Source organism: Chromohalobacter beijerinckii (assembly GCF_023061185.1).
Taxonomy (GTDB): domain Bacteria; phylum Pseudomonadota; class Gammaproteobacteria; order Pseudomonadales; family Halomonadaceae; genus Chromohalobacter; species Chromohalobacter beijerinckii.
In genome coordinates this window covers 13,210-32,383 of record NZ_JAKGAK010000018.1, presented here as the reverse complement: position 1 = coordinate 32,383, position 19,174 = coordinate 13,210, and the positions used below count along the sequence as shown (strand labels likewise).

Here is a 19,174-nt window from a genome sequence, read left to right as displayed (position 1 = left end):
GCCGAAGCGAATGACATAAACGATGGCCAAAACCAACAAGCGCGGCAAGTCTCTATGGCTAATAGGACTCCTGATTGTCCTGTTCTCGGTCGGCAGCTCCATTGGTGTCTACCTGCTCATGGACTCGCGCCAGGAGGCATCGGCCAACGAGGAGCCGAGCGAGCCCGAGGAAGCACCAGCGCCGATTTTCGTCAAGATCGAACCGTTCACGGTCAACCTGCAAGATGACGAATACAGCGACCGTCTGCTCTATGTCGGACTCTCATTGAAGGTGGGCGACGACAAGACGAAAGAGGTTCTCGAGCAATACATGCCGGAGGTACGCAGTCGCTTGCTGATGCTGCTATCCAGCCAAGAAGCCGGGTCTCTCATCGAGCCACAGGGCAAGCAACACCTTGCCAATCAGATTCTGACGCTGTTCGACGAGCCGTTGGCCGAGCCGCAGCCGCCATTGGACGTCACCGGCGTGCTATTTTCCGAATTCATTGTGCAATAAGACGACATGTCCCAAGACGATCTGCTCTCGCAGGAAGAGATCGACGCGCTCCTAAAGGGCGTGAGCGGTGACGAGGATAGCGCGAACGAAGACGATGCTTCGCGCCAGGGAAAGGTGCGTCCGTTCGATCCCGCCAAGCAGCATCGCATTATACGCGAGCGGCTCCATGCGCTGGACATCATCAACGAACGCTTCGCCCGCCAGTTTCGCGTGGCGCTTTTCAACCTGATGCGGCGTAGCGCCGACATCACCGTGGAAAGCGTTCGCTATCAAAGCTATAGCGAATTCTCGCGCAACCTCCCGGTGCCCACGAACCTCAACCTGATCACCATGAAACCTTTGCGTGGCTCGGCGCTGGTGGTATTTCCGCCCAGCCTGGTCTTTATGGTGGTCGACAACTTGTTCGGCGGCGATGGACGCTTCCTCACCAAATCCGAGGGACGTGAGTTCACGCGCACCGAACAGCGCATCATCCACCGCATGCTCAAGCTGGCGCTGGATGGCTACAGCGAATCGTGGAAATCGGTCTATCCCCTGGATATCGAATACACACGCTCGGAACTGCAGGTGAAGTTCGCCAACATCACCAACTCGCCCAACGAGATCGTCGTCAACAGCACCTTCCGCGTTGAGGTCGGCAATCTCTCCAGCGAGTTCAACATCTGCATTCCCTACCCGATGATCGAGCCGATCCGCGACACGCTTGCCAGCCCTCTGCACGACACGCATCCCGACGAGGAGCAGCAGTGGGAGGCGCGTATGGCCCACGAGATTCGCCACTCGGACGTGGAGCTGACCGCCGATTTCGTCGACATTCCCTTGCGTCTGCGGGACATCACCGAGCTGTCGGTGGGTGACATCATCCCCATCGAATTGCCCGAGGCGGTGAATGTCAGCGTCGACGGTATTCCCGTGATGACGTGCGATTACGGCAGCCAAAAATCCCAACGCGCATTGCGCGTTCGGCACCTCATCGAACACGGCTCGAGCCAAGTTGCAGCGAAGGATCCGAAAGATGACTGATTCCAAGAACCCCGATCAGAAAGGCACCGAGGACGAGTGGGCCGACGCCATGGCAGAGCAAGATGCGTCCAAGGACACCGATGTGTCACAGGACACTGATGAAAGCGCCGCCGACGCGGAAGAAGACCTGTGGGCGGCAGCAATGGCCGAGCAGCAGTCGACCGAAGAAGAAAGCGCCGAAATCACATCGGGCGACAACGCATCACGCGCGCAAAACGCCGATCATGAAGTGTTCAAGCAGCTCGACGAGGGAGCAGCCGGCACGACGCCGCGCGATCTCGAGCTGATCATGGATATCCCGGTCAAACTCAGCGTGGAGCTAGGGCGTACGCGCATCACCATCAAGCAATTGCTCGAGCTCGCCCAGGGCTCGGTGATCGAGCTGGATGGCCTGGCCGGCGAACCCATGGACATTCTCATCAACGGCTATCTGATCGCGCAGGGGGAAGTCGTGGTCGTGGATGACAAGTACGGCATCCGTATCACCGAAATCATCACCCCCTCGGAACGCGTCAAAAAGCTGAACAAATGAGTGTCGCCGATAGCGCACGCGAGGCGGCCGTCTCGCTCGACGGTGGCGGTGACGCCGCCATGGGAATGGCTTGGGTAGGCAAGACCACCCTTTCTCTGGCGTTGATCGTCGCCATCATATTGCTATGTGCCTGGCTGCTGCGCCGACTGACACCGGGGCGTCTGCGCGCGTCCCAACACGTCAAAGTGGTGTCCAACACCGCCATCGGCCAACGCGAGCGCGTCACCGTCGTCGAGATCGACGGACGCTGGCTGGTACTGGGCGTCGGCGGCAACCAAGTCACATTGCTCAAGGATATGCCGGCCGCCAAGGCGAGCGACACACCGGAACCGACGTCCCCGGCATCGCTTAGCGGTAGCTTTGCCCAACGCTTTCGCCAAGCGCTGGCGCAGAATATCGGACGCAAATCGCCGGACTCATCCTCCTCGCGACCTCAGGACGGGGCTACTGCGGACAAGGAATCCGATCGATGAACGTCGCTGCCATGCTCAATCGGATAGACGTCGCCGTCATGCTGCGTCGTGGCCTGGCATTGCTGTTACTTGTCTGGCCCGCGCTGGGCTGGGGGCAGGAAATTCCGGGCATTGTCACCGAACCCACCGGCGACGGCGGTCAACGCTGGTCGTTGAGCCTGCAGACGTTGCTCCTGCTCAGCTCGCTGGCCTTCTTGCCCGCGCTGCTCCTGGGCATGACCTGCTTTACTCGCATCATCATCGTGTTGAGCCTGCTGCGTACCGCCATCGGCACCCAATCGACGCCGCCCAACCAGGTACTGCTGGGCCTGGCGTTGTTCATGACGTTTTTCATCATGTCGCCGGTCATCGACCGCGTGCATGAACAGGCTTGGGTGCCTTTCTCCGAGGACCAGATCAGCCTCGAACAAGCCATGAAGCAAGGCAGTCAGCCGTTTCGCGAGTTCATGTTCGCCCAGACGCGCGAAACCGACCTGGCGCTCTTCGCGCGCATGGCCGACGCCGATGAAATGCAGGGCCCCGAAGATGTCCCGATGCGCCTGCTGGTGCCTGCCTTCATGACCAGCGAACTCAAGACCGCGTTCCAGATCGGTTTCAGTATCTTCATTCCGTTTCTGATCATCGACCTGGTGGTCGCCAGTGTGTTGATGGCACTGGGGATGATGATGGTGCCACCGGCGACGATTTCTCTGCCCTTCAAGCTCATGCTATTCGTGCTCGTCGACGGCTGGAATTTGCTCATCGGCTCGCTGGCCCAAAGCTTCTATATGTAGGCCGATATACGGCATGAGCGTACACCGACGACGCCCTTGCCACCGATATTAAGGAGACGCTGCCATGACCCCCGAAATGGTCATGGGACTGGCGTACCAGGGCATGAAAGTCACGCTGATGCTCGCCGGTCCCCTACTGATGACGGCCCTGTTGATCGGCCTGTTGGTCAGCTTGTTTCAAGCGGCCACGCAGATCAACGAGATGACCTTGACCTTCATCCCCAAGATACTGGGCGTTTTCGGCGCCTTGGTCGTGGCAGGCCCGTGGCTGATCCAAACGATCGTCGACTTTACCCGCGAGCTATTTCAGAACCTACCCACGATGGTCAGCTAGACACCCATGGTTCAGGTAACGTTCGACCAATTGCATGAATGGCTGACGCTATTCTTTTGGCCGTTCGTGCGCATCCTGGCCTTCCTCTCGGCGACCCCGATCTGGAACCAGCACGGCGTACCGCGCCAGGTGTCGATCGTTCTAGGGGCACTGCTGGCGGTCGTCATCGCACCGACGCTACCCCCCATGCCCGACACGCCGATCTTCTCGGTGGCGGCGTTCGGCATTCTGATTCAAGAAATGCTGATCGGCGTCGCCATGGGAATGGTCATGCGCGTGACCATTGCAGTGGTGCAGGCCGCTGGCGAATTCATCGGTCTGCAGATGGGGCTGGCGTTTGCGACCTTCTTCACGCCGGGCGTGGGCAACAGCATGGTGCTGTCGCGCATCTTTCAGATGATCACTCTGCTCATGTTCCTGGCGCTCAACGGGCATTTGATGACGCTGGAGATACTCGCCAACTCTTTTCAGACCCTGCCAATCGGTGGCCCCAGAGTAGATGGCAGCGCTGGCGAACTCATCGCCTACTGGGGAAGTGAAATTTTCAAGTCCGGTGTGCTGCTGGCATTGCCTTTGATCGTTTCGCTACTGATCATCAACCTGACGCTTGGGGTGCTCAACCGCGCCTCGCCGCAGTTGTCGATCTTCTCGATAGGTTTCCCCATGACCCTGACCACCGGCCTCGTGCTGCTAATGACACTAATGCCGGACCTGCTGCGCTTTCTGGAGATCGTCTTCAGCGACAGTCTGCATATGATGCAGGAGGTGGTGCAGCGTCTAGCGGGTGGCTAGCTAGGGTTTGAACACCCTACTAAACGTAAAACGCCACGTCCGCAAGGACGTGGCGTTTTGCTCTCGCACGGTCTATGGCGTTCGACCGGTGCCTAGTTCAGATACTGAAACAAGGACATCTGCTGAATATCGGCGAACGACTTCTGTGACGCCTGCAGCCCTACCTGGCTGAGCATATAATCGGAGATCGCCGAATTGTAATCCAGATCGACTAGATCGGAGCGCGTCTGCTCATAGGCAATCTCACGGTTGCCACCGACATCGTCCAAGGCGTCCAACTCGTTCATGCGCGCGCCGACCGAAGCCCGTGTGGTCAGCACATTATCCAGCGAGGCATCCAACTTGCGGCTCGCGGTAGACAGAGTGTTGTCCAGTGCCGCCTGATCGGCGTCGGTCTCGACAGGCTGGCGCAAGGCGTTGATGGTATCACCGATGGTCTTGAACAGGCTGGCCTGCTGCTCATTCATATCGCCACCCGGTGTGACGGTCAACGAATCACCGTCTTCCGGCTTGCCTTCCAAGGTCAGTCGTACGCCATTCGATGTAATGGACTTACCCTCTTCGTAGGGGACGTCAACAGTATTGCCATCATCGTCGTACGCTTCATAGGTAATGTCATCACCATCGACACTGAAATTAATGGTGAAGGCTTCCCCATATCTATCTGCCTGGGGATCCACGACATCCGGCCCAGAGAAAGTCATGTTCCCCGTGTTGTCTTCACCGGCTTCGGCGATATATTCGCTTCCCGACGAGAACTTCATGAACACGTCGGAACCCGTATCACTGGTGTTCATCGAGCGCTCGGCATCGATCTTCTGTTTCTTGACGCCCTGATCGCCTTCATAGCTTATGGTATCGACGCCGTCGCCGCCATCAGTCCGCGAGAAGGCCTTGGCATTATCCTGATAACCGCTGAACAAGTAGGTGCCATTACCATCGGTGGTGTTGCCAAGCCCGATCAGCGTTTCATAGGCACCTTCGAGATCGGAGGCCAGCGACTCGCGGTCGGCGTCGCTCAAGGTACCGTTACCGGCTTGCACGACCAGTGACTTGGCCGAACCGATGGCATCGCTGACGCTATTAAGGACGCTCTCCTCTTGGCTAAGAGAGTTACGTGCACTCGTTCGACTACTTTCCTGCTGCTCATTGACGGCCAAAGACTGCGACACCCCCACCGCCCGCGAAGCTGCGCGCGGGTCGTCGGAAGGATTCACCACACTTTTCCAAGAGGCGATCTGCTGACCAACCTGCGTGAAATCGGCTTGCTGACGATTCATCGCCGAAACGCCTTGCTCGTACATCGTCACGGTGCTGATACGCATTTTTCTTACCTCGTCACCACGCTGTGCTCACCCAGCGTCGTATTGTCTTTGGAAACGAAATCCAACATTACTGCGCCGCTCGATCAGCGACATCAACGCAACTGCAGAACCGAATCGAGAACCTGGGAGCCCACGTCGATGACCCGCGCATTGGCCTGGTAATACTGCTGGTAACGGACCAGGTTGGCGTACTCTTCATCAAGGTTCACACCGGACTCGGACTGCTGATACTCGCGCAGTTGCTCGGTAAGCCCCGATTGCGCGTCCAGATTGACCTGCGTGATGTTGGTGGTATTACCCACGTCATTGACCAGGGAGGCGTAGGCGTCACTGACCGACGATGTTCCGCCGACGATCTTCTCGCTCTGCAAGTCGAGCAGCGCCAATGCGTTTTCGTTGTTGCCGCTCCCGACTTCGCCGTTGCTATCGTCACCATCCCCACTGCTCGAGGCGGCGATCTCCGAGCCTTCGCTGATCGCCACTTCGAAGTCCTGCGCGGCGGTGCGCGTGGGCTGTAGCATAAAGGTATCGCCTTCCTCCGGCGTACCGGTCACATTCAGGGCGACACCATCCACTGTCATCTCACCGGTATCCGGGTCCGGCAGCGTGCCGGTCTTGCCATCGGAAAGCCGCTCGTATTCGTACACACCGTCATCTTCGGTGGCGGTAATACGGTAATCGCTCGAGGTCAGCTTATTGACGTCGCCATATTCGGCAGTGATCTCGCCGTTACCGTCATTCTCGCTATTGCTCATCACGCGCGGCGAGCCAACATTGAAAAAGGCCTCGCCATCCTCACCGTTGAGATCGACACCTTGCTCATGCACGGCGTTGAATTCCGACCCCAACACCGCCGTCATGCGGCCCAGTTGGTTCTGCACGCTGTCCAGCGTTTCGCTGCGGAATGACAACAAGCCGCCCAGTTCGCCGTTCTCGAAGGCGCTATCATCGATCTGGTTGACGTTGCCCGCCGCGTCGCGATAACCGATCACCGTGCGCGACGGGTCTTCGCTGGAAGACACCGCTTCGAGGTCATAGCTCCGCGTGCCTGACACCAGCGGCTGGCCATTTTCCAGGTTGATGTTGTAGGTATCGCCATCCTGAACGTTCAGGTCCGCGCCCACTAATTCATTGAGATCGGACACCAGCTTGTCGCGCTTGTCGAGCAGCGTGTTGGGCTCTTCACCGGACTTGGCGCGCGCCTGGGTGATCTGGTCATTGAGCGAGGCGATCTGCGTAGCAGTGTTGTTGATGTCCGTCACCGTCCCTTCGAGCTGACCATTGAGGCTACTGCGCATGTCGCCTAGGTAAGAGTCGAAAGAACGAAACTGCGCCGCCATGGACGACGCCGTACCCAACACTCCTTCGCGGGCCGCGGGATCGGATGCCGCGCCGGAAAGATCGTCCAGGCTGGAGAAAAAGTCCTGCATCAGGGGCGCTAGCCCCGCATCGCTATCGGCCAGCAGGTTGTCGATCTGCGACACCTGGCTCTGATAGCTTTCCAGGGCGCTTGTCTGGCTGTTGGCGTCGTTGTACTGCTCGGTGATGTAGCTATTGAATTGGCGCTGCACTTCGTCGACCGAAACCCCGGTGCCCGTCGAGCCATTGCTATAACTTTCCCCGAGAATCGGCAACTGACGATTGTAGCCTTCGGTGTAGACGTTGCTCAGGTTGTTGCTGGTCGTCGACAACGCTGTCTGGGCCGCACTTAGGCCGCTCAGGCCGATCGAGAAAATGCTCATGACACGTTTTCCTGGCTAGGGGTACCGGGCCCTATCGAAGATGGCCGGCACGACGAATAGTGATTACTTGTTGTATCGGCAAGACCGCGCACGACTTGAGGAAAAATCCATGCGGAGGCTCAGAAAATGCCCGTGGGCATGCGCGACACGCCATAGGGATCGGCATTGTCAGCTTCTGCGTCGGCGCCAAAGGGCTCGGTGGCACGGGCCAACGTTGAGCCGCTCGCGAGGCCTTCATCGATCTGCGCCATCACATCGATCACCTTATCGGCGTAGTTCGGGTCGGTGGCATAGCCGCCGGACTGCAATGCGCGCGCCGCGTTTTCCGGTGTCGATGCGGTGACCACGCCGGCGTAACGCGGGTTGTTACCAATCAACTGGGCGTAATCCTTGAAGGCAGCCTCGAAGGAGTCGTAGACGCGGAAATCATCGCTTTGCTGGCGAGCCCGGCCATCGACATACTCCGTGGTCATGATACTCGTATCATCCCCGTCCCAGCCGTCGCTAGCCTTGATACCGAAGAGATTATGGCTGTTGCCGCCATCACGGGTGGGGATCTCACGCTCACCCCAGCCGGTTTCCAAAGCCGCTTGCGCCAGAATCAAGGACGCCGGCACGCCGCTCTCCTGGGCGGCCGCCTCGGCAGGCTCACGCAAGCGCGACAGGAATTCTTCGACATGCGGCGCCGCACGCGTCTCGCCCGTATTGGTTGCCGCCACCGATGGCCGTGTCTCACGACTTTCCGCCACTTCCGGCATCGTCGATCTTGCAGACGAGGTATCGGATGCCTGCGTCACAGCGTCATCCTTTGTATCTTTGGATACGACCGGATCGCTCAATACGCGCGGCGTGCCACGCGGGATACCGGCAATCAGATCGCTGCGCGTCACGTCGTCATCGCGACCGACAATGCCTCGACCCTGCAATTGCTCGACTAGCATGTCCGAGAGCCCAATGTCCCCCGAGAGCTTCTGTGCCCATTGCTTATCGAGCATCGAGGTATAGGTATCGGTCTCATTGCTGCTGAGCAGGTCGGACTGCGGAATCGCATCGCGCATGCTCTTGAGCATCATCTGCAGGAACACCGCCTCGAACTGATCCGCCGCCTGGGAAAGTCCCTTCTCGGGTGAATTGCTGGCCGTGTGCTTGAGCCGCGACAACGACTGCACATCGAGGGCGAACTGATTGCTGAGTCCATCGACACTCATCAGATGATCTCCAGTTCCGCGTTGAGCGCGCCCGCGGACTTCAACGCCTGCAGAATCGACATCAGATCCTGGGGTGAAGCGCCCAGCGCGTTGAGGGCATTGACGACATCCATGAGTTCGGCGCTGGTATTGACCATTTGCAGCGCCCCGCCTTCTTGCTGGATGGAAATGTCCGCATCCGGCACCACCACCGTATCGCCGTCGCTCAGGGGATTGGGCTGACTGACCTGAGGCGTGGAATCGATGGTCACCGAGAGATTGCCGTGCGCCACCGCCGCCCGGTCCAGCGTCACCTCACGATTGAGGACCACCGAGCCAGTACGCGAATTGACGATGACTTTGGCCGGGCCTGCATTGGGCGTAACGTCCAGGTTCTGGATGCGCGCCATGAAATTGACCCGCGAGTTGCTATCGCTAGGCGATTTCAAACGGATCAAGCGGCCATCCATCGCCGCGGCCACAGGCTCACCGAAGTCCTGGTTGATGGCCTCGACGACGCGCTGCGCCGTCGTGAAGTCAGACTCATTGAGGTAAAGGTCCAGCGTCCCATCACCGCGCCCCAAGCGCAGGGCCACTTCCTGCTCGACCGTGGCCCCACCGGGAATACGCCCGGCCGCCGTGTGGTTGACCTGAACACTATTGCCGGCCTGCTGAGCGCCCACGCCACCGACCAGCAAGTTGCCCTGTGCCATCGCGTAGACGTTGCCATCCACCCCACGCAGCGGCGTCATCAGTAGCGTGCCGCCACGCAAGCTGTCGGCGTTACCCATCGAGGAAACGGTGATATCCATTTCCTGGCCCTGACGCGCGAAGGGAGGCAACTGCGCCGTCACCATGACCGCGGCCACGTTACGCAACTGCATGTTGGTGCCTTCGGGAATACTCACGCCCAACTGCGACAGCATATTGATCAACGTCTGGCCCGTGAACGGCGTCTGCGTCGTCTGGTCACCCGTGCCGTCCAACCCCACGACCAGGCCATAACCCACCAACTGGTTCTCGCGCACCCCGGCGAAACTCGCCAGGTCACGAATGCGCTCGGCCTGTGCGGGAGCGGCGCAGACACCACACAACAACAGCACGCCCATCCAGCGCAGCAAACTTCTCATGGCGTATCTCATCCTCATCAGAAAGGCGTACTCATCAGAAAGGCGCACTCATCAGAAAGGCGCAATGTTCAGCCAGAGACGCTGGAGCCAACCCATGTGCTGCGCCTCGTTGATGTAGCCGTCACCCACGTATTCGATGCGTGCGTCGGCCACTTGCCCCGAGGGAACGGTATTCTGCGTCGTCACCGAGCGAGGGTCGACAACCCCAGAGAAGCGGATGTACTCGGTGCCCTGATTGATGGCGATACGCTTTTCCCCACGGATACTGAGATTCCCGTTAGGCAGAATATCCACCACCGTCGCTGTCAGGGTGCCGGTGAACGTATTGCTGGCACTCGCGCCGCCAGTACCCTCGAAGTCGTTTTCGCCCGAGACATCCATACCGTTATCCTCGAGGAAGCTCATCAGGTCGGGAATCGTCTCCAGATCCAACCCCATGCTGCCCTCGCGGTTGGCATTGGCCGAAGAATCCTTGCTGGCGCTGACATCTTCATTGATCGTAATCGTGATGATGTCGCCGATCTGACGCGGACGCCGATCCTGAAAGAGCGGCTGATACCCATAGCGCGCCTGATAGATCGCCCCGTTGGGCTGCGACATGGGCGATTCGGGATAGGTCACCGGGCCGGTATCGGGCACTACCGACTCATGCGGCAACTGCGCACAGCCGCTCATGATCAACAGCACGAGCAGGCATAGCACGCGCACCGACAGGCCCAACCCACTGCGTCCAGACATCAGTGCGCCCATGCTCTTCCCTCTTTCTACGTCCACTCCGGTCACGACGCGACTCCTCACAGCTGCGTCAGGCGCGACAGCATCTGATCGGACGTTTCCACCGCTTTGCTGTTGATTTCGTAGGCACGCTGGGTCTCGATCATGCTGACCATCTCCTCCACCACATTGACGTTGGAGGTTTCGACGTAGCCTTGATACAACCGGCCCGCGCCTTCCATGCCGGGAATCAAATCATTGCGCGGCCCGGAAGCATCGGTTTCCTGATAAAGGTTCTCGCCCATGCTCTGCAGGCCGGCGGGGTTGATGAACTTGGACACCATGAGCTGGCCCACTTCCTGCGACGCGGTATCGCCGGGCTGGGTCACGGAGACCACGCCATCCTGAGAAACCGACACCGACAGCGCGTTTTCCGGGATCACGATGGGCGGATCGAGCGGATAACCGCCGGCGGTGACCATCTGGCCGGTCTCATCGATCTGGAAACTGCCATCACGGGTATACGAAGTGCCACCATCGGGCATCTGTACCGCGAAGAAACCGTCGCCATTGATGGCCAGGTCCTTGGAATTATCGGTGTTCTGCAAGCCGCCCTGGGTATGCAAACGCTCGGTGGCGACCGGGCGCACCCCGGTCCCTACTTGCAAGCCGGAAGGCAGCGTATCTACCGCCGAGGCCTGCGCACCGGGCTGACGCACGTTCTGATAGAGCAGGTCCTCGAACACCGGCCGCGAGCGCTTGAAGCCATTGGTCGACACGTTGGAGAGGTTGTTGGAAATGACATCGAGCTTGACCTGTTGGGATTCAAGCCCCGTCTTGGCCGTCCACAGCGATCTAATCATGACTCTTACCTGTTAGAGGGCACCGCGGGGCGATGCCGGAAATTCGTTAGCGCGATTAGGCTTGAATCGACAACAAGCTATTGGCGCGTTGTGCGTTCTGGTCGGCGCTCTCGATCACCTTCATCTGCATGTCGTAGCGACGCGCGCCGTCGATCATGGCGACCATGGCATCGGTGGCGCTAACGTTACTGCCTTCCAGCACGCCGGATTGCAGACGCGCATCCTCGTTCTGAGGTTGCGGTGCCGCTATGTCGGCATCTTCTCCCGGCGGCAGGCGGAACCAGCCATCGTCGCCACGCGTCAATGCCTGCTGGTCCGGCGTGACCAGCTTCAAACGCCCCACCTGCGCGATTTCATCGGGGTTGGCACCGGCCTCGATCACGCTGATCGAACCATCCGAGCCAATCGAGAAATCCGCATCCGGCGGCACCACGACCGGGGCATTGTTGTCGCCCATGACGGGTTCGCCCTTGACGGTCAACATGCCATCCGCATTGACCTGCAGATCGCCACGCTTCGTGTAGGCCTCGCCGCCTTGCGGATCCTGAATGGCAAGGAAGGCATCTTCCTGCATGGCGACATCCAGACGCCGCCCCGTCGCATTCATATTGCCCGGTGAAAAATCCGTGCCCGGCGTCGTCGCCGCTACCGTGGTACGTGTCGCCAGACGGCCGTCGCCTTCCACCGGCACCGCGCGCATCGCGTCGAGTTCAGCGCGAAACCCCGGTGTCGAGACGTTGGAAAGATTGTGACTGACCACCGCCTGCTGATTCATCGATTGGCTGGCGCCGCTACCGGCGGTATAGATAATCCGATCCATGCTGATCGTCCTGCTCGACTCACAACGAATGAAGCCGGCCGAAACGGCCGGCCGGCTTAGGCGTTAACGCAAGTTGGTGACCGTTTCCAGAATATCGGACTGGGTCTGGATGGCGTTGTTGTTGGCCTGGAAGTTGCGCTGGGCGATGATCATGTCGACCAGCTCCTGCGTCAGGTCCACGTTGGAGGCTTCCACCGTGCCCGACTCCAGGCTCCCGATCTGCCCGGTACCGGCCTGGCCCAGCAATGCCGCGCCAGACTCCTGGGTCGCCGTCCACAGGTTGTCGCCCTCCGGCGTCAGCCCGGCAGGATTGCGGAAGTTGGCCATACCGATGGTGCCGACTTCGCCACTATTGCCATTGGAGTAGTTGGCCAGGATCTCACCGTTCTCGGTGATATCCACGCCCACGAAGGTGCCCGAGGCATTACCGTCCTGAGCAAAAGTTCTCAGCTCAAACTCAGCGCCATACTGGGTAGTTCCCGCCAAATCAACTTCGAAATCAAAGGGATTAGCTGATCCATTCCCTAAATCACCAAAGTCAAAGTTGAAAGCTGTCTGATCACCATCAGGGATCTGCCCATTGGTATTAAAGCTGATAGTTTCCCCCGTGCCAGCAGCCATCTCACCATCGAGCGCAGCTCGCACGTTCCACGTATTAGCCCCTGTCTTGGAGTAGTAAAGGCTCATATCGTGCGCGACACCCAATGAGTCGTACACGGTGCCGGCATTGGTAACGTAAGAGTAAGAGTCGCTATCATCTTGAGAAAAAGGGACCGTAGCACGGTCAATTTCGTCTGCTTCGGCATTCAAGTTAAATTGCGTGTCGACCCCAACCGTCTCTTGAGCCCCCTGACTAAACTCCGTTACCTGCAGCGGCTCGCCTTGCTGGTCCGTCAGGCGCGCGCCCTGGGCATTCTCGAAGTAACCGTCGGCGCTCATGGTGAGCTGGCCATTGCGCGAATACGCCATTTGCTCGTTCTGCGAAAACTGGAAGAAGCCATCGCCGGCGATGGCCAAGTCGAGGCTACGCCCGGTGGTTTCGAGACTGCCGGTACCGAAGTTCTGCACCGTGTCCGCGACGCGCGTCCCCAACCCTTGGCTGTTGGCGTAGATATCGGCGAACTGTACCGAGGAACTTTTGTAGCCCACGGTCTGCGAGTTGGCAATGTTATTGCCGATGGTGTCCAACTGCGACGAGGCCGCGTTGACCCCGCTCAATGATTGTGAAAAGCCCATTTTCCCTTCCCCGCGTTAATTTGGATTCAAATCGTGATCAAAGAATCTGACGTATGTCTTCTAAGGCGACACTATCGGAGGTGCCCAAATCGAGGGTCGGACCGTTCTCACCCGAGGTCACGCCTTGTACCAAGGCATAATTGAGCGGTGTGACGGGAACCTCTTCGCCGCCGACCTTGGCCGTCATCTCGACGTTATAGGCGCCCTCGGCCACGGCATTGCCATCCAGGCCCGTGCCCGGCCAGTCGAAGGCCTGCACGCCCGCCGGTACGTTTTCCTCGACACTCTTATGGACGACCTGGCCAGAGCCATTGGTGATGGTAATCTCGAGCTCATCGGCGCCCGTGGCCAGCTCGGCGCCCAGCGGGGTGGCCACGACGCTACCATCTTCGCCTTCACCCACGCGCACGGTGCTGCCCGGCACCATCACGCCCTGGCCGATCAGCGACGAAGCCTGCAGCGTTTTGCCGGCATCGATCTGATTGTTGATCTCACCCAGCGAGTCGTTGAGTTCCTGAATACCGCTGACGGTGTTGATCTGTGCCAACTGCGCCGTCATGTCCGAATTGTCCATCGGCTTCGTCGGATCTTGGTTTTGCAGCTGAGTGATCAACAGCGTCATGAAGCGTTCGTTGAGATCTCCCGAAGACTCCGTGCCGGTAGTACGCGTTTCATTCGCGGCGTTGGCATTGGGCGTACCGTTGATCGAGGCAAGCGTATTGCTGCCGATAACCGAACTAGCCATTTTTCTCTCCGTTAACCTTGTCCGATGGTGAGCGTCTGACTCATCAGCGACTTACTGGTATTCATGACCTCGACGTTGGCCTGGTAGGAACGCGACGCCGCGATCATGTCGACCATTTCATCGACCGGGTTGACGTTCGGCATGGCCACGTAGCCCTCTTCATTCGCCAAGGGATGCTCGGGGCGATACTCCATACGCGGTGGTGAATCGTCCTCGACCACCTCGGTCGCGCGCACGCCGCCCACCTCGCTGCCGCCCTGAGACTGCGCCTGAAACATGACGTGCTTGGCGCGATAGGGCTCGCCATCGGGGCCGGCCACACTATCGGCGTTAGCCATGTTGCTGGCGGTGGCATTCATGCGCTGTGACTGCGCACTCATCGCCGAGGAGGAAATATCGAAAATGCTGAACATGGACATAGCGATCATTTACCTTTCAGGCTGCATGGCACCTTTGATGCCCTGGATTTTGCTAGTCAAAATCGTCGTATTGGCCTGATAGCGCAGCGCGTTGTCGGCGAACGCGGCGCGCTCGCGATCCATATCAACGGTGTTGCCATCCAGGCTCGGCTGCTCGGGAACGCGGTACAGCAGATCGTGGACACCGCCACCGCCCGACGCCTGCGCGGGTATGTGACGCGCGGAGGTCGTGGTAAGCGACAAGCCACCCTCCCGGCCGCTCCCTCCGGATTCCATGGCGCGGTCCAGTTCCGCCGAGAAGTCGAAATCACGTGCCTTGTAATTCGGCGTATCGGCATTGGCGATATTGTTGGCCAATACCTTCTGACGCTCGTGGCGAAGGCTAAGCGCCTCCTGGTGGTGATCCAGGTAGCCTGAAAGCTTGTCGATCATGCCCTGTGTCCCTGTCATCGCGTTCGTTTCGCGGTTCGTTCCCCTTCGCTAGACATGGGGAAATTTGCACGATGCAGAATAGCCGCGCCGCCGTCACTGCAAACGACTAAACAAGCCGACATTTGAGCGCCATTTCCACCTTTGCCTGACGCTGACTCCCACTAGAATCAGGTCATCGACCTCGGCACTCATTCAGGCTCACTCAATGCAGCGCATCCTCAACGCAATTCGGGCATTCAGTCTCGCGCGGCGACCCAGGCTCGTGGCGGTCGGGCTCGTGCTGGGCCTGCTTGCAATAGCGGCAACGCCCACAGCGTTGGCTGCGTCGGATGACGCCATCGCCCAGGTCACCCGACACTTCCTGATGAGTCAGGCCGCGTCCCTGGGAGACGATGTCGGCGTCGAGCTTAAAAGCGACACCTCGCGTCTTCCTGAATGCCGCTCGCCGCAGCCGTTCCTACCTCGCGATGGCGTCCCACAAGGCCGCGTCATGGTCGGCATACGTTGCAGCAACGATGAACAGGTGCGTTACGTGCAAGCGACCGTCTCGGCCAGCGTGCGCTTTTTAGTGGCAGCCACGGCCATCAAACGCGGTGAACAACTGAGCGCCGATATGCTCGACTGGGAACGCGCCGATGTCTCGCGCCGCCCTCGCAACGCGCTTGATGACCCGAGCCAGGCCATTGGCAAAGTCATCACCCAGCGGCTCACCAAAGGCATGGCGTTGCGCGGCGACAGGCTTCGCCAGCCCTATCTCGTCCATCGCGGCGAATCCGTGACGCTCATCGCAGGCGGTGAGGACTTTACGGTGACGCGCGAAGGCGAGGCATTGAACAATGGCGGCAAAGGCGACTCGGTCCGCGCTCGCATGCCGGATGGGAAAGTACTTCGAGGCCAGGTGGATGCACGGGGAAGACTCGCGGTCCGTTACTGATAGACACGTCAACAGACGCTACAATACTGGCAGCGTGGCAGTGGCTCACCTCATTCAAAAAGGTGCGGTCAGTGCCCTACAGTTTTTATTAACGTGGCCGATAAAGGGTACAAGCCCGCGCTGCAAGAGAGCCCAATTGTGAAAATTTCCAACTTACATCCGCCGACTCAGGCCGCCCAGAGTGAGCAGAGTGACGCCGCCCAGCGTACACGCCGTGGCGATGACACCGCGCAAGCCGATTCGCCGGCCAGCATCACCACGCTGAGTCAGAGCAATGAAGCCGACACCAGCCAGGACATCGACACTGCTCGTGTCGACGAGATCCGCCAGGCCATCAGCGATGGTCAGATGGAACTCGACACCGGCAAGATCGCCGATGGCTTGATCGATAGTGTCCGCGATATGCTCGGCGACACGTCGGCCCGCTAATCTCGGTTCGACTACACGCCGGCCTGATACCCGGCACAAAACCAAAGGATGGATGGGACGCCATTATGTCGCTCGCCGAAACCCTGGACCGCCAACTCGACGCCATGCAGCGCTTCGTCACCTTGCTGCGCGAAGAGCGGCAATCCTTGTCCCAGGGCGAGGTCGATGGTCCCGAGCTGGAACGCCTCGCCGAGGCGAAGTCCCAAGTCGCCGCCGAGTTGGAAACGCTCGACGCCGAACGCCGCCGCCTGTTGCATGAACAAGGCCACGGCGAAAGCCGCCAAAGCGCCGAACGCGCCGCCACCGAGGTAGCGCGACAAGACAGCTGGCATCAGCTGCGCAGTACCGGTGAAGAGGCGCGTCAGCTCAACCGCATCAACGGCTTGCTGGCCATGAACCGCATGGAACAGAACCAGCGCATGCTCAACTTCCTGAAAGAAGCCGCTGGCAGCACGATGTACGAAGCCGATGGACGCTCACGGCACAAAGGCCTCAACCGCATCAGCTCGCGGGTATAACACGCGCATCGACTCAGCCTATTGTCCAAGCACGCCCCTCTTCAAACGCTGTAGCAGCCTCTCCCCTCGCCTTGCATACAGGCATGAGAAACCTACCGAAATGAACCATACTAATGGCATGCTCAACGCCCCAGGGGAGTCATGCCATGGACCTCATCGCCGTTGCTCTCAGCCTGCTACTGATCCGTCTTGCGCTACCCACTGACGCCCCAACGCCCGCGCGCGCTCAAATGCCACCATTGCATCGGCCGCGACATACCACGCACTACCAGCGCCGACCGCCCACGCCACCACCACGTTGTCTTCACCGCTGCAATACAGCTACTTACAAGGATTAACGTAGATTAATGGCACTAATTCATCGCTATGGTAAAGCCTATATCCGGGTAATATACGCAGTGAGACGAAGCTGCATCCCAATGGCCTCATCTCTGCGTACAAAGCTTTGCCCCATCCATTTGGATGGGGCTTTTTTCGGTTCATCGCACTTTGCTGGGAAATGCGGCACAGATCATCGCGAACAAGTTCGCTCCCACAACCCCCTGCCGGTTAGCTTGTCCTTGTGGGAGGGAATTTATTCCCGATAGCGGTGAGCATGGTGGGGCCTTACCGTTTCACGCTGGTCTGCGAAGAACCTTTTCGTTAAAGACGTTTGTTATTAGAAATCAAGCCAGCCGTTCCAGCAGCGCCTCGCGCCTTTCTTCAGCCATGAAAGCGGCTTGCAAAGCGTTGCGAGTCATATCGATGAAGTCGTCCCGCGTCCAGCCGAAGGCCTCGTGACAGGCGACGTAGTTATCCAGCATCCCGCCGCCGAAATAGGCGGGATCGTCGGAATTGAGGGTAACGTTGAGCCCCGCCTCACGCAGAGCGGGCAGCGGATGTTCGGCTAGCGAGTCGGTTACCTTGAGCTTGACATTGGAAAGCGGACACACGGTCAACGGTATGCGGGCGTCGCTCAATCGTGCGACCAGTTCGGGGTCTTCCAGGCAGCGTACACCGTGATCGATTCGGCATACCTCGAGCGCCTCCCAGGCTTCGCGGATATACGCGGCAGGCCCCTCTTCCCCAGCATGCGCCACGCCGGGAATGCCCAGCGCCCGCGCCCGCGCGAACACCTCGGCGAAACGCCCCGGCGGATGATCGCGCTCGGCGCTATCGAGCCCCACCGCGTCGATCGCCGAGTGCCAAGGCGTCGCCTGCTCGAACACCTCCAGCGCTTCGGCGGGGTCACGGTCACGCAGAAAGCTCATGATCAGTGCCGAGGAAATCCCGTAACGCGACTCGGCCTCGCGGCATGCCGCCAGCAACCCCTCAAACGGCGCCTCGAGCGGCACGCCGCGCACCAAATGCGCCTGCGGGTCGAACGACAGCTCGACATGCGCCACACCGTCTTCCCGCGCGCGGGCAAAATACGCCATCGCCAGATCATAGAAATCATCCTGCGTATGCAACACGCCCATGCCCTGATAATACAAACCGAGGAACGACGGCAGATCCTCAAAATCGTACGCCGCGCGCACCGCCTCCACAGAGTCGTACGGCAGCGTTACGCCATTGCGCTCCGCCAGAGCGAACATCAGCTCCGGCTCCAGCGTGCCTTCGATATGCAGATGCAGCTCCGCCTTGGGCAGTGCGCGCAGCCACGTCGTCATCGCCGTCTCGCTCGTCGTCATCGCGTCTTCCACCTCATGCTGTCCGTTCGGTCAAGGATGCATCAAGGATTAGCTGGATGCCAATGACACCATTCATGGCTGACGGCACCTCATCACCTGAAACGACGCTCTGCTAAGAGCCGACAGACGACACTCGCCTAGGCGTTGGCAAGACCGCTTAAATGTCTAGCTTCACGCCTACCCCGCGACTTACGCGGTCTGAGCGAATCTTTCGATGTGGTTTTTTTCTTTCGCTTTCGCCTCGGCGAGATCATGGGCGGCCTGCATGCGCAGCCAATGCGCCGCCTCACCGATCCCGCCAGACTCAAGGCGAACGGCGAAATCTGGAGAAATGGCAGCGTGCTCGTTCAATACTCGAGACACCGAGTTGCGAGACATGCCCAACTTTTCCGCTAGCTCGGTCACACTCATATTCAGGGCCGGAACGATACGACGCCGCAGCATCCTACCCGGGTGCGGAGGGTTCTTCATCGACATGGCATAAGCCTCATATTCAGTTACAGCCGTTAGTATTAGATATCAATATCAGCAATTCTTAACAAGTGCACGTTGGCATATGTTTCGAAGGCGGCCTACATGTTCCA

The 19,174-nt window shown here is 59.3% G+C and carries 23 protein-coding genes; 10 read left to right on the top strand and 13 right to left on the bottom strand.

Annotation, left to right across the window (positions count from 1 at the left end):
• Window positions 1-22: 22 nt before the first annotated feature.
• The 7 genes from fliL (at window position 23) to fliR (ending at window position 4,423) form a co-directional block, all read left to right on the top strand.
• Complete coding sequence (gene fliL / locus L1075_RS12810) at window positions 23-496, top strand: flagellar basal body-associated protein FliL (RefSeq protein WP_246942193.1); 474 nt, start codon at window positions 23-25, stop codon at window positions 494-496.
• A gap of 6 nt (window positions 497-502) precedes the next feature.
• The gene (gene fliM / locus L1075_RS12805; protein WP_246942191.1) at window positions 503-1,519 is read left to right on the top strand and encodes a flagellar motor switch protein FliM; all 1,017 of its coding nucleotides are present in this window, start codon (window positions 503-505) and stop codon (window positions 1,517-1,519) included.
• Window positions 1,512-2,051, top strand: coding sequence for a flagellar motor switch protein FliN (fliN, locus tag L1075_RS12800; protein WP_246942189.1), 540 nt, complete (start codon window positions 1,512-1,514; stop codon window positions 2,049-2,051). Before fliM ends, fliN begins: the two co-directional genes overlap by 8 nt.
• On the top strand, window positions 2,048-2,524 hold the full coding sequence (fliO, locus tag L1075_RS12795; protein ID WP_246942187.1) for a flagellar biosynthetic protein FliO: 477 nt from the start codon (window positions 2,048-2,050) through the stop codon (window positions 2,522-2,524). Before fliN ends, fliO begins: the two co-directional genes overlap by 4 nt.
• Before the next feature lie 38 nt (window positions 2,525-2,562).
• Window positions 2,563-3,297: a flagellar type III secretion system pore protein FliP gene (gene fliP, locus L1075_RS12790; protein WP_218921684.1), complete on the top strand. Its 735-nt coding sequence runs from the start codon at window positions 2,563-2,565 to the stop codon at window positions 3,295-3,297.
• A 64-nt stretch (window positions 3,298-3,361) separates the two neighbouring features.
• Window positions 3,362-3,631 (top strand): flagellar biosynthesis protein FliQ, encoded by a 270-nt coding sequence (gene fliQ, locus L1075_RS12785; RefSeq protein WP_040241314.1) that lies wholly within the window; start codon window positions 3,362-3,364, stop codon window positions 3,629-3,631.
• 6 nt (window positions 3,632-3,637) lie between these two features.
• A complete protein-coding gene (gene fliR, locus L1075_RS12780; protein WP_246942185.1) occupies window positions 3,638-4,423 on the top strand; it encodes a flagellar biosynthetic protein FliR in 786 nt (261 codons plus the stop codon).
• A 92-nt stretch (window positions 4,424-4,515) separates the two neighbouring features.
• Here the strand turns inward: fliR and flgL are convergent, their stop codons facing one another.
• From flgL to flgB, 11 genes are all read right to left on the bottom strand, one after another.
• Complete coding sequence (gene flgL, locus L1075_RS12775; protein ID WP_246942183.1) at window positions 4,516-5,748, bottom strand: flagellar hook-associated protein FlgL; 1,233 nt, start codon at window positions 5,746-5,748, stop codon at window positions 4,516-4,518.
• A 92-nt stretch (window positions 5,749-5,840) separates the two neighbouring features.
• On the bottom strand, window positions 5,841-7,490 hold the full coding sequence (gene flgK / locus L1075_RS12770; protein ID WP_246942181.1) for a flagellar hook-associated protein FlgK: 1,650 nt from the start codon (window positions 7,488-7,490) through the stop codon (window positions 5,841-5,843).
• 119 nt (window positions 7,491-7,609) lie between these two features.
• Window positions 7,610-8,698 (bottom strand): flagellar assembly peptidoglycan hydrolase FlgJ, encoded by a 1,089-nt coding sequence (gene flgJ / locus L1075_RS12765; RefSeq protein ID WP_246942179.1) that lies wholly within the window; start codon window positions 8,696-8,698, stop codon window positions 7,610-7,612.
• Window positions 8,698-9,807, bottom strand: coding sequence for a flagellar basal body P-ring protein FlgI (locus tag L1075_RS12760; protein ID WP_098060054.1), 1,110 nt, complete (start codon window positions 9,805-9,807; stop codon window positions 8,698-8,700). The genes flgJ and L1075_RS12760 overlap by 1 nt, the downstream gene beginning before the upstream one ends.
• A 51-nt stretch (window positions 9,808-9,858) precedes the next feature.
• Window positions 9,859-10,557: a flagellar basal body L-ring protein FlgH gene (locus tag L1075_RS12755; RefSeq protein WP_040241324.1), complete on the bottom strand. Its 699-nt coding sequence runs from the start codon at window positions 10,555-10,557 to the stop codon at window positions 9,859-9,861.
• A 44-nt stretch (window positions 10,558-10,601) separates the two neighbouring features.
• Window positions 10,602-11,384: a flagellar basal-body rod protein FlgG gene (gene flgG, locus L1075_RS12750; protein ID WP_040241326.1), complete on the bottom strand. Its 783-nt coding sequence runs from the start codon at window positions 11,382-11,384 to the stop codon at window positions 10,602-10,604.
• Window positions 11,385-11,439: 55 nt separating this feature from the next.
• Window positions 11,440-12,204 (bottom strand): flagellar basal body rod protein FlgF, encoded by a 765-nt coding sequence (locus L1075_RS12745; RefSeq protein WP_246942177.1) that lies wholly within the window; start codon window positions 12,202-12,204, stop codon window positions 11,440-11,442.
• A 63-nt stretch (window positions 12,205-12,267) separates the two neighbouring features.
• On the bottom strand, window positions 12,268-13,440 hold the full coding sequence (locus L1075_RS12740; protein ID WP_246942175.1) for a flagellar hook protein FlgE: 1,173 nt from the start codon (window positions 13,438-13,440) through the stop codon (window positions 12,268-12,270).
• Between the two features lie 37 nt (window positions 13,441-13,477).
• Window positions 13,478-14,185 (bottom strand): flagellar hook assembly protein FlgD, encoded by a 708-nt coding sequence (locus tag L1075_RS12735; RefSeq protein WP_246895667.1) that lies wholly within the window; start codon window positions 14,183-14,185, stop codon window positions 13,478-13,480.
• 11 nt (window positions 14,186-14,196) lie between these two features.
• The gene (gene flgC / locus L1075_RS12730; RefSeq protein ID WP_246895673.1) at window positions 14,197-14,604 is read right to left on the bottom strand and encodes a flagellar basal body rod protein FlgC; all 408 of its coding nucleotides are present in this window, start codon (window positions 14,602-14,604) and stop codon (window positions 14,197-14,199) included.
• A 9-nt stretch (window positions 14,605-14,613) separates the two neighbouring features.
• Complete coding sequence (flgB, locus tag L1075_RS12725; RefSeq protein ID WP_246942173.1) at window positions 14,614-15,036, bottom strand: flagellar basal body rod protein FlgB; 423 nt, start codon at window positions 15,034-15,036, stop codon at window positions 14,614-14,616.
• A 205-nt stretch (window positions 15,037-15,241) separates the two neighbouring features.
• Between flgB and flgA the strand changes: the two genes are divergently transcribed.
• From flgA to L1075_RS12710, 3 genes are all read left to right on the top strand, one after another.
• Complete coding sequence (gene flgA, locus L1075_RS12720) at window positions 15,242-15,970, top strand: flagellar basal body P-ring formation chaperone FlgA (RefSeq protein WP_052444944.1); 729 nt, start codon at window positions 15,242-15,244, stop codon at window positions 15,968-15,970.
• Window positions 15,971-16,108: 138 nt separating this feature from the next.
• Window positions 16,109-16,399 (top strand): flagellar biosynthesis anti-sigma factor FlgM, encoded by a 291-nt coding sequence (gene flgM / locus L1075_RS12715; protein WP_246942171.1) that lies wholly within the window; start codon window positions 16,109-16,111, stop codon window positions 16,397-16,399.
• A 65-nt stretch (window positions 16,400-16,464) separates the two neighbouring features.
• On the top strand, window positions 16,465-16,917 hold the full coding sequence (locus L1075_RS12710) for a flagella synthesis protein FlgN (protein WP_246895664.1): 453 nt from the start codon (window positions 16,465-16,467) through the stop codon (window positions 16,915-16,917).
• A gap of 665 nt (window positions 16,918-17,582) precedes the next feature.
• Here the strand turns inward: L1075_RS12710 and L1075_RS12705 are convergent.
• Both L1075_RS12705 and L1075_RS12700 read right to left on the bottom strand, forming a co-directional pair.
• Complete coding sequence (locus L1075_RS12705) at window positions 17,583-18,569, bottom strand: adenosine deaminase (protein ID WP_246942231.1); 987 nt, start codon at window positions 18,567-18,569, stop codon at window positions 17,583-17,585.
• Between the two features lie 210 nt (window positions 18,570-18,779).
• Window positions 18,780-19,067 carry a HigA family addiction module antitoxin gene (locus tag L1075_RS12700; protein ID WP_217693993.1) on the bottom strand — a complete coding sequence of 96 codons (288 nt, stop codon included), beginning with the start codon at window positions 19,065-19,067 and terminating at the stop codon, window positions 18,780-18,782.
• Window positions 19,068-19,174: the final 107 nt, after the last annotated feature.